Genomic DNA, 11332 nt, shown 5'->3' with positions numbered 1-11332 from the left:
GGGGTCGCTTGGGTGGTTCAGGTGCCAGCCTGCAGGCGCTGGTTGCGGGTCTGTCCGGTTCTGGGGGGCTGAACAGTCTGCTCAACAGCGCCACCGTGACGACGGCATTGACCGGCGCGCTGAGCAGCCCGACCGTCACCACCCTGCTCAACAGCCCAACCGTCAGCAACCTGTTGAACAGCCCGAGTATCAGCAACCTGCTGAGCAGTCCGACGGTGAGCAGCTTGTTGCGTAGTTCGGCGGTGAGCAGCCTGTTGAGCAATCCGGCGATCAGCAGCGTACTGAGTGGGACGAGTTTGTCGGCCCGGCTGAACGGTCTGTTGGCGGTGGGCCCTGCGGCCGCGACGGCTGCGGTGACTGATGTGTTCGGTAATACCGGCACCGGCAATTTCGGGTTCGGTAACACCGGTGACTACAACATTGGGTTCGGTAACACCGGTAACGGCAATGTCGGGATCGGCAATTCGGGCTTTGATCTGAAGGGCATTTTGAACTCTGGGGTGGGCAACTCGGGTCTGTTTAATACCGGCAGCTACAACACCGGTATCGGCAACTCGGGTATCGGTAACACTGGATTGTTCAACCCGGGCAACTTCAACACCGGTATCGGTAACCGCGGAAGCTATAACACCGGCAGCTTCAACGAGGGCAGCTTCAACAGCGGTGACTTCAACGGCGGCAACACCAATACCGGCTGGTTCAATACCGGCGACATCAACACCGGCATCGGCAATTCCGGCGACATCAACACCGGCATCGGCAACTCCGGCAACAGGAACGTCGGGATGTTCATCCGGGGCGACGCCCAGGGCGCGACCAGTTTTTCCTACTCGCTTCGCATCGACCAGATCCCCGTGGACTTTGGCATGCGAATCCCGTTGAACATGACGCTGTCCGGTGGCACCTTCGACATCACCACTCAGCCGTACACCATCGGAGCGATCAACGTCGGCGCTCTCAGCTCGATAACCGACTCCTCCAGGATCGGTCCCATCAACGTTCCGGCCATAACGGTCAGCGGACCACGGCTGAACTTCGTAATCGGCGGCCCGGGTTACACCCTGTTCGGTGGTATCACCGGCACCGTCGGTCCGATCGATATTCCGTTGATCTCGATTCCGGTGGGCTTTGGCTTCGGCAATACGACGGATGCCCCGTCGTCGGGATTCTTCAACAGCGGCTCGGGCAGTTCGTCGGGTTTCTTCAACTCTGGCGCCGGCAGTTCGGGATGGCAGAACATGGGGCTGGGTGCCTCGGGTGTGGGCAATGTGGGCGACCTGCAGTCGGGTATGCGCAACCTGGGCAACAGCATCTCGGGCATGTTCAACGCGAGTTCGTTGGACGCGGCGCAGGCGGCGGTCGTGTCTGGTTTCGGCAATTTCGGCAGCCAGGTTTCGGGGTTGGCTCACAATGCGGTGAGCGACTTCACCACCTTCAGCATCGGTCTGGGCAACCAGGGTGGGCTGAATGTGGGTGGCGGCAATATCGGCGACCTGAACTTCGGTTTCGGCAATGTGGGTGGGCGCAACTTCGGCGGCGGCAACCTGGGCGACTTCAACTTCGGGTTCGGCGATCTGGGTAGCAACAACTTCGGGTTCGGCAATCTGGGGGATGGCAACTTCGGGTTCGGCAACTCCGGTAGCGGCAACATCGGCTTTGGCAACACCGGCAACGGCAACATCGGGTTCGGTAATAGCGGTAACGGCAATATCGGGTTGGCTAACTGGGGTGACAACAATTCCGGTATCGGCTTGCTGGGTAGCGGCAACGTCGGCTTCGGCGGGTTCAATGCTGGTAGCGGCAACATCGGTTTGTTCAACTCTGGAAACAACAACGTCGGCTTCTTCAACTCCGGCGATGGCAACAGCGGCATCGGCAACGCCGGTGACTACAACACCGGCATCGGCAACACCAGCATCGGCAACACCGGCATCGGCAACACCGGCAGCTACAACACCGGTATCGGCAACACCGGCAGCTACAACACCGGAAGTTTCAACGCCGGCAGCTTGAACACCGGCGATGCAAACCCCGGCGATCGGAACACCGGAAGTTTCAACGGCGGCAGCATCAACACCGGCTTCGCCAACGCAGGCGACCTCAACACCGGTTCCTTCAACACCGGCAGCAGGAACACCGGTTCATTCACGCTGGCCGACAGCCAGCAGGGCGGTATTTCCGTCCCCATCAATCTCCCGGCGATTCCGATCGACGTGGTCGCGGGTACCAACGCGGTGATCCCGATCACCGGTCAGATCGACCCGATCACCATCCACATCCCTCAGTTCGGCATCCCGGTCAACATGGGGGTTCAATTTATTCTGACGATCAATTTCACTGGTACTCAACAAGGCCCAGTGTTGCCCCCCATCGTCGTCAACCCGATCGTTTTGAAGGACCTCGCGGTCGGGGTGAACGTCCAGGTGCCTTTCCAGATGAACGCTCCCGGCCAACTCAACCTCACTTTGCCGGGGATGCTCGGTATCGGAAACTCCTCGGTGTCGTCGGGCTTCTTCAACGGAAATTCCAGCGGCACTTCTGGTTTCTTCAACTCGAGCGATTTGAGTTCGGGCTTCGCCAACGCCAACGGGGCGCTGACCTCGGGCTGGTACAACTCCGGTTCGTTGCTGTCGGGCTTCCAGAACCTCGGCAACGCCATCTCCGGTTTCGCCAACACCAGCACGCTGGCCGGGAACACCGCGGCCCTGATCTCCGGTGTGGGCAACATCGGCAGTCAGGTCTCCGGCTTCTTCAACGGCCAGATGAATGCGCTGCAGGCGGCGCTGGCGGACTTGGTGGCTGGCTGATGATGTACTTCCCCGCCCCCGAGGGTCGACCATTCGGCTGCACCATCTACGACTCCAAAGAAGCTTTCCTGCAATGTAAGGAAGAGGACTGAGCCGGTGAGTTTCCTGACTTTGCCACCTGAGATCAACTCTCTGAACATGCTGATCGGGGCGGGATCGGCACCGATGGCGTCGGTGGCGTCGGCCTGGACTGGCCTGGCTGCTGAGTTGAGTTCGGCGTCGTCGTTTTTCGAGGCGGTGACCTCGGGTCTGATCAATGATGCGTGGCAGGGTCCGGCTGCGGCGTCGATGGCTGCGGCGGCGTCACCGTATGCGGCGTGGTTGAGTGCTGCGGGTGCGGCGGCTGAGCAGGCGGCGGTTCAGGCTCAGGCGGTGGTGTCGGCGTTCGAGTCCGCGCGGTCGATGATCGTGCACCCGGCACTCATCGCCGGCAATCGCAATTCACTGGTGCGGCTTGCGGTTTCGAACTTGTTCGGCCAGAACTGGCCGGCGATTGCGGCGACGGAGGCGGCCTACGAGGAGTTCTGGGCTCAGGACATCGTGGCGATGTTGGGTTATCACGGTGGGGCTTCGGCGGCGGCGGCGGCGTTGACGCCGTTCGCCCAGGCGCCGAAGGCGCTTGCTGGCGCGGCGGGGGCGATTAAAGCGGCGGTCGCGCAGGTGTCGGGACTTGCGACCGCCCTTAGTTCGGCAGGACGCGGCGGATCGGGAAGCGTGAGCAATTTGCTGGCCGGGTTGAAGATCGGCCGTTTGGACGTGGCCAGTCTGTTGCGCAGTGTGCAGGCGGGCACCGGGGGGCTGGCCAACTGGCACCTGCAAGGCATCGGCTGGAATAGCACCGGGAGCGGTGCGGCCACGGCGGCGTCCTCGTGGGGTAGTGGGCTCAGCGTCGGTGGCTGGACGAAGGTGCTGAATCAGGTCGTCGGCTCGCCGAACCTCACCGGCCTGGTTTCCACGGTGCTTAACAGCCCCCGGTTGACCGCCATGGTGACTGGTCTGCTCAGCAATCAGAATTTCACCACTGCGCTGTCCAATGTGGTGCAAAGCGGAGCCTTTAATACCGCGGTCAACACGGTAATGACCAACCCGAGCGTGACCACCGCGCTCACCTCGGTGCTTTCCAGCCCCACTGGGGGCAGCTTGGTGACCAGCGTGCTGAGGTCGTCGACGGCCGCGCTGAGCAACCCCAGCTTGAGCAGTGTGGTGCAGAGTGCGCTGAGTTCGGGCGGTCTGGGTAACTTGCTCCACAGCCTGAGTGTTGGCGGCAACCCGCTGTCGGCGGCCGCCACCGCGGCAACCGACGTCTTCGGTAATGCCGGCACCGGCAATATCGGGTTCGGTAATACCGGGGATAACAACGTCGGGTTCTTCAACACCGGTGATGGCAATGTCGGTATCGGCAACTCCGGTTTTGACCTGCGCGGCATTTTGAACTCTGGGGTGGGCAACTCGGGTCTGTTTAATACCGGCAGCTACAACACCGGTATCGGCAACTCGGGTATCGGTAACACTGGATTGTTCAACCCGGGCAACTTCAACACCGGTATCGGTAACCGCGGAAGCTATAACACCGGCAGCTTCAACGAGGGCAGCTTCAACAGCGGTGACTTCAACGGCGGCAACACCAATACCGGCTGGTTCAATACCGGCGACATCAACACCGGCATCGGCAATTCCGGCGACATCAACACCGGCATCGGCAACTCCGGCAACAGGAACGTCGGGATGTTCATCCGGGGCGACGCCCAGGGCGCGACCAGTCTGGCCTACGGATTCCACATCGACCAGATCCCCGTGGACTTCGGCATGCGAATCCCGTTGAACGTGACGGTGTCCGGTGGCACCTTCGACATCACCACTGTGCCGTTCACCGTCCCCCAGATGCCGATCACTATCACCGGGGGCAACATCAACGGCACCATCGGTCCCATCAATGTTCCGACTATCACGGTCAGCGGACCACGGCTCGACTTCGTAATCGGCGGCCCGGGTTACACCCTGTTCGGTGGTATCACCGGCACTGTCGGTCCGATCGATATTCCGTTCTCGATTCCGGTGGGCTTTGGCTTCGGCAATACGACGGATGCCCCGTCGTCGGGATTCTTCAACAGCGGCTCGGGCAGTTCGTCGGGTTTCTTCAACTCTGGCGCCGGCAGTTCGGGATGGCAGAACATGGGGCTGGGTGCCTCGGGTGTGGGCAATGTGGGCGACCTGCAGTCGGGTATGCGCAACCTGGGCAACAGCATCTCGGGCATGTTCAACGCGAGTTCGTTGGACGCGGCGCAGGCGGCGGTCGTGTCTGGTTTCGGCAATTTCGGCAGCCAGGTTTCGGGGTTGGCTCACAATGCGGTGAGCGACTTCACCACCTTCAGCATCGGTCTGGGCAACCAGGGTGGGCTGAATGTGGGTGGCGGCAATATCGGCGACCTGAACTTCGGTTTCGGCAATGTGGGTGGGCGCAACTTCGGCGGCGGCAACCTGGGCGACTTCAACTTCGGGTTCGGCGATCTGGGTAGCAACAACTTCGGGTTCGGCAATCTGGGGGATGGCAACTTCGGGTTCGGCAACTCCGGTAGCGGCAACATCGGCTTTGGCAACACCGGCAACGGCAACATCGGGTTCGGTAATAGCGGTAACGGCAATATCGGGTTGGCTAACTGGGGTGACAACAATTCCGGTATCGGCTTGCTGGGTAGCGGCAACGTCGGCTTCGGCGGGTTCAATGCTGGTAGCGGCAACATCGGTTTGTTCAACTCTGGAAACAACAACGTCGGCTTCTTCAACTCCGGCGATGGCAACAGCGGCATCGGCAACGCCGGTGACTACAACACCGGCATCGGCAACACCAGCATCGGCAACACCGGCATCGGCAACACCGGCAGCTACAACACCGGTATCGGCAACACCGGCAGCTACAACACCGGAAGTTTCAACGCCGGCAGCTTGAACACCGGCGATGCAAACCCCGGCGATCGGAACACCGGAAGTTTCAACGGCGGCAGCATCAACACCGGCTTCGCCAACGCAGGCGACCTCAACACCGGTTCCTTCAACACCGGCAGCAGGAACACCGGTTCATTCACGCTGGCCGACAGCCAGCAGGGCGGTATTTCCGTCCCCATCAATCTCCCGGCGATTCCGATCGACGTACTGTTCGGTGCCAACGTCGCGATCCCGATCACCGGTGAGTTCCTTCCGATCACCATCCAACCGATCCCTACGTTCGGCATCCCGGTCGACGTGTCGGTTACCGTTCTTTTCACTATCGATGTCAACGGAACCCTCGTCTCCCCAGCGATAGACCCCATCGTCATCAACCCGATCGTCTTAAACGACCTCGTGGTCGGGGCGAACCTATTGATCCCCTTCAACACGAACTTCGTTGGCCAGCTCGACCTTTCGATACCGGGCCTGCTTGGTGTCGGGAATTCCACGGGGTCGCTGTCGTCGGGCTACTTCAACGGAAATTCCAGCGGCACTTCTGGTTTCTTCAACTCCAGCGATTTGAGTTCGGGCTTCGCCAACGCCAACGGGGCGCTGACCTCGGGCTGGTACAACTCCGGTTCGTTGCTGTCGGGCTTCCAGAACCTCGGCAACGCCATCTCCGGTTTCGCCAACACCAGCACGCTGGCCGGGAACACCGCGGCCATGATCTCCGGTGTGGGCAACATCGGCAGCCAGGTCTCCGGCTTCCTGCAGGGCCAGGCCAGTGTGCTGCAGGCGGCGCTGGCGGCCCTCTCGCCGATCCAGGCGAGCCTCGTCACCACTACCACGTAACGGCAAAATCGACGGCAGCCGCACCTCCCGGTGGAATGCCGGCACTCGCTATGCGGCGAACAGCCGCGTGACAAACTGGATCCATGGCTGCGCTGTCGGCGGTGGTGTTCACGCTGAGCGGGTGGTTGGGGCTGTATCTGCTGGCCCGCGATCCGCGCAAGCCGGTGCTCGTGTTGGCCTCGATCGGGCTGTGCGGGTTCGCGTTGGTGGTGGCGCTGGACGCGGTGCGCAATACCAGTGCGACACATGCCCAGCTGCTCAGCCAGGTCGAGGTGTACCTGGTGGCCGTGCCCGGGGTGGCATGGTTCGCGGTGCTCCTGGAACTGGCCAGACCGGCTGACGGTCCGCGGGGACGGACCCGCGAGCTGCTGCTTGTCGGTGCCGTCGCCGCGCTGACCTTGCTGGCCGCCAGGTTGGCCGGCAACGTCGACGGACCGCTGCGGCTGGGTCATTGGCTGATGTCCGCGGTGATCTCGGTATCCACCCTGGGGGCCATGGCCCGCAACGCGCTGCGCCCGGTTCGGCCCGCGCCGGTCACCGGCGCGCTGGTGGTTGCGACGCTGTTCTTCGCGCTAGCCAACGCCATCCTGATCATTCCGCTCGGCCTGGTGCCGAGCTGGCTGGCTTTGGCGTCCACCGGTTTCGACGTGCTGCTGCTCGGTGTCGCGGTGGCCTTGTGGGACGCGTTCGACGAGGGCCAGGCGCTGCGCGCCGACATGCTGCGGTCGTTCGCGGGCTGCGCGGCGGTGACGGCGCTCTTCGGCGGTCAGGCGCTGATCGGCTTGTCCGTCACCCGCAACGATCCCGGCGCCCAGACCACCCTCACGGTGCTGCTGTTCACCAGCCTGGCCATCGCGCTCACGGTGCAGGTCTTGGCTGACCCGCTGGCCGGCGTACTGGACCGGCTGGCGTTTTCGAAATCACCCGAACTGCGGGCCGACCGCGCCGCGCTGCGCAACGCCGAGGCGGCATTGCCGCTGCGCTCGACGGATCCGCTCGACGACATCGACGACGACACATTCGTCCGGCTCACCCGTCGAGCACTCGGCCACTACGGCGATCTGACCAAGCTGGTCGCCAGTCCGCTGACCGCGTTGCCGGTAATCGGCGAGCGGTTGGCCGCCCGCGGCGCCCCCGACCATCCGGTGGAGCGGGCCAACGAACTCAAGGCGGTGCTCGCCGACGGCATCGCACGGCTCAAGCCCCGTGACGGCGGCGATTTCGGCACCACCGAGGAGTGGCGCTACTACAACTCGCTGTATTTCCCGTACGTCGTGGGCGTGCGGGCCTATGCCCAGAACGCCACCGCCGCCGGTCTGGACTCGACCGCGCGCCAGGCCTGGCAGTGGCTGGTCACCGAGGTGCCGCAGCGCTCCCTGCACAACTGGCAGAATGCGGCGGCCCGCCTGATCGCAGCGGATTTGCGTGGGCGGGTTACGGTTTCGGCCGACTAATTAATCGCTCGAGGGCCCTCGTGGCCTTGCCAACACGTATCCGACCTTGAAAGCGGGAAACAGCTATGCCAGCAAAACCACCGCCAGCCCAAGTTGCGCAAGCCCTCGAAACCGTTCGGCATTACCTCGCCCGGTTGCACCGCCGCATGGTGCCGCCCCAAGCCGCGATCATGGAGATGATCATCGATGGGTGGGTTGCGCAGGCGATCACGGCGGCCGCCGAACTCGGCATCGCCGACGCGCTTGCCGACCGGCCCCTGTCGGCCGAAGAGGTGGCAGACGCGGTCAACGCTGACGCCGACGCGATCAGGCGACTGCTCCGGGCGCTGATCAGCCGGGGCATCTTCCGGCAGCGCCGCGATGGCCGCTACGAGCTCACTCCGCTCGCGGACACCCTTCGTCGGGATGCGGAGATTTCGATGGCCGGATGGGCCCGCTGGTTGGGCTCACCCCAGCACCGCGAGCATTGGAGCCATTTGGCTGACGCCATCCGCACTGGAAGATCCGTCGTGCCGGTGCTGCGCGGGAAACCGGCGTTCGAATATCTGGCGTCCGAGCCGGAGCTCGGCGAGATATTCAACCAAGCCATGACGGCCGGATCCGCGCTTTCGATCGGACCCGTGATTGCCGCGTATGACTTCACTCCGTTCGCCACCATCGTCGATGTCGGCGGCGGCCATGGCCGGCTGTTGGCCGAGGTCCTCAACGCCACCCCAGGGGCCCGCGGGGTGCTCTTCGACCAGCCCCAGGTCGTGGCGGGAGCGCCGGCCGTGCTCGCCGAACAAGGAGTCCAGGACCGCGTCCAGATCGTCGAGGGTTCGTTCTTCGAGTCCGTTCCCCCCGGCGGCGACGCCTACGTGATGAAGAGCGTCATCCACGACTGGGCCGACGACGACGCGCTCCGAATCCTGCGCAATGTGCGCGCCGCCGCAGCGGTCGGGTCACACCTACTACTCGTCGAATTCGTCCTCCCCGAGCACCACCGGGAGTACGCCGGCAACTGGCTCGACCTGGAAATGCTGCTCGCGCTGGACGCAAGGGAGCGCTCGGCCGCCGAGTACAAGCGACTCTTCGAGGATGCCGGTTACCGCTTGAAGCGGGTGGTGCCGACCGCCTCGCCGTTTCACGTGATCGAGGCTCAGGCGGTGTGATCGGGAATACCTGACCGAACTCCCTGGTCATTGTCTCCGTGGCAGTAATTGGCAGCGCCACGCGTCGATCTGGCAGTGCAAAAACGGCACCGTCAAATGTGTTCGACCGAACCAACGGAGCCAAGGAGAAACCAGCATGACCGCAATACCCGGTGTGACCGCCCGTCCCTTTTCCGATTCCACCGACTCGCTACTGCGTTTCGCGATGCGAGCCGACGCGACCCTGACGGGCCTGATGGGATTGGTAGTGGCCGCCGCCGCAGACCCGGCGTCCCGGTTAACCGGCCTCACCTCCGGCCAGGAGTACAGCGTGGGCGCGTTCTTCGTGCTGTACGGGATTGCGGTGTTCGGCCTGGCCGCGCTGCCCGATCTGCGTCGCGCGGGGATCAGCGTGGTTGTGGCCAACATCGTCTACACGGTCGCGGCCATCGCCGCCGCTGAGCTGGTGCCGATGACGGCCGTCGGGGTCGGCGCCACGCTGGCCAGCGGCGTGTACACCGCGGCGTTCGCCGGCCTGCAATACCTGGGAGTGCGCCGACTGAAGGCGTAGCTCCCCTCCCCGCCGATACGGGGCCGCCGCAGCGACCTGTGGGTGCGTGCCCCGTATCGGCCTTTTGCATTGCCTGTGGTGTGCAGTGTGCACATGCACCGCTCGCAGACGTGTGCATTACGCCGGTGCCGGGCCATTAAAAATTGGCCAGGCTCCTTCTCAAAAATGGGCCGGCCGGTGGCGAGAGCGTATTAACGTGCTGGCTAATTGGCGCCACGGGTTTATGGAGGAGGAAGTAATGGCATTCTTAATTGCCGCCCCGGACCTATTGGCGGAGGCCGCAACCAATTTGGCGGGTATTGGCTCATCGGTTTCCGAAGCCGCGGCGGCAGCGGCCGCCCCCACCACCGCGCTGGTGGCTGCCGGTGCCGACGAAGTGTCGGCAGCGATAGTTGCTCTGTTCTCCGGCCACGCGCAGGCCTTCCAAAACGTCAACGCCCAAGCTGCCCTGTTTCACCAGCAGTTCGCCCAGACGATGGCGGGTGCCGGTGGCTCTTACGCGCTGGCTGAGGCCTTCAATGCCGCACCGATGGGCGGCCCCGCTGCCGTGCTAGACCTGCAAGGCTTCCTCAATCGGCTCCCTGGCCTTCCGGTGGGCCAGTCGCTGAACCCGTTAGACCTGATCAACGCGCCCACTCAGGCATTGCTGGGGCGCCCACTCATCGGTGACGGGGCCAATGGGGCGCCAGGAAAGGACGGCGGTGCCGGCGGCCTGCTGTACGGCAACGGCGGCAACGGTGGTACCAGCACCACGGCCGGAGTGGCCGGCGGCAACGGCGGCGCTGCTGGGCTGATCGGGAACGGCGGGCTCGGCGGCGGCGGTGGTGCGGGCGCATCCGGTGGTCGCGGTGGTGCCGGCGGCTGGCTGTTCGGCAGCGGCGGAGCGGGCGGCGCCGGCGGGACAGCGCTGAGCGGGGCGTGGCCGGGGGTGTTGGCGGCGCGGGCGGTTCCGCTGGATTCTTCGGTGACGGTGGTGCCGGCGGACGCGGAGGTAACGGTGCAGGTGGTCTCGCTGGAGGCGGAGCCGGTGGTGATGGTGGCAATGGTGGTGCCGGGGGCGACGCCGGATGGTTCGGCAACGCGGGCGCTGGCGGTCACGGTGGTAACGGGGCCGGGGGCGGTTCCGGAGTCAACCCCGCTGGCCTGAACGGCGCCGGCGGGTCCGGCGGGACCGGTGGTGCCGGCGGCAATGCCGGCCTGTGGGGCTCTGGCGGGACCGGCGGGAACGGCGGGACTGCGGGTAATGGCGGCACCGGCGGTGCAATCGGGACCGTCGGCGGCGGGGCTGGTGGAGATGGCGGGAGCGGCGGTGCCGGTGGCACCGGTGGACTCCTGTTCGGCGACGGTGGAGCCGGGGGACACGGTGCTGCCGCGGGAACCGGCGGCAACGGATCCAACGGCGTGAGCTCCACCAGCGGCGGTTCAAACGGCGGGGGCGGTGGAGACGGCGGAAACGGCGGCTCCGGCGGGGCCGGCGGAAATGCCAGACTCTGGGGCACCGGGGGCGCCGGTGGGAATGCCGGCGCAGGTGCATTTGCCGGTCGTGGCGGTGACGCCGGCAACGGCATCTCCATCAGCGGCCCCGTCAACGGT

At 64.4% G+C, this 11332-nt stretch carries 5 protein-coding genes and 1 pseudogene; all 6 read left to right on the top strand.

Annotated elements, in window-relative coordinates; genetic code table 11:
- On the top strand, nucleotides 1-2807 hold a 2807-nt coding region (locus BN972_RS27480), incomplete at its 5' end, for a beta strand repeat-containing protein (RefSeq protein ID WP_390176244.1).
- A gap of 96 nt (nucleotides 2808-2903) precedes the next feature.
- The gene (locus BN972_RS27475; protein ID WP_080697244.1) at nucleotides 2904-6584 is read left to right on the top strand and encodes a PPE family protein; all 3681 of its coding nucleotides are present in this window, start codon (nucleotides 2904-2906) and stop codon (nucleotides 6582-6584) included.
- 83 nt (nucleotides 6585-6667) lie between these two features.
- Nucleotides 6668-8038: a hypothetical protein gene (locus tag BN972_RS27470; RefSeq protein ID WP_036366233.1), complete on the top strand. Its 1371-nt coding sequence runs from the start codon at nucleotides 6668-6670 to the stop codon at nucleotides 8036-8038.
- A gap of 65 nt (nucleotides 8039-8103) precedes the next feature.
- Entirely contained in the window at nucleotides 8104-9189 is a 1086-nt protein-coding gene (locus tag BN972_RS27465; protein ID WP_036366231.1) for a methyltransferase, read from the top strand.
- A gap of 136 nt (nucleotides 9190-9325) precedes the next feature.
- Nucleotides 9326-9739, top strand: coding sequence for a hypothetical protein (locus BN972_RS27460; protein WP_036366227.1), 414 nt, complete (start codon nucleotides 9326-9328; stop codon nucleotides 9737-9739).
- Nucleotides 9740-9977: 238 nt separating this feature from the next.
- Nucleotides 9978-11332, top strand: a pseudogene (locus BN972_RS29410) (PE family protein); the annotation flags it as partial.

This window comes from Mycobacterium asiaticum DSM 44297 (genome assembly GCF_000613245.1).
Lineage (GTDB): Bacteria > Actinomycetota > Actinomycetes > Mycobacteriales > Mycobacteriaceae > Mycobacterium > Mycobacterium asiaticum.
Note: the sequence above shows the minus strand (reverse complement) of the source record. Positions and strands in the feature narration are given on the sequence as shown.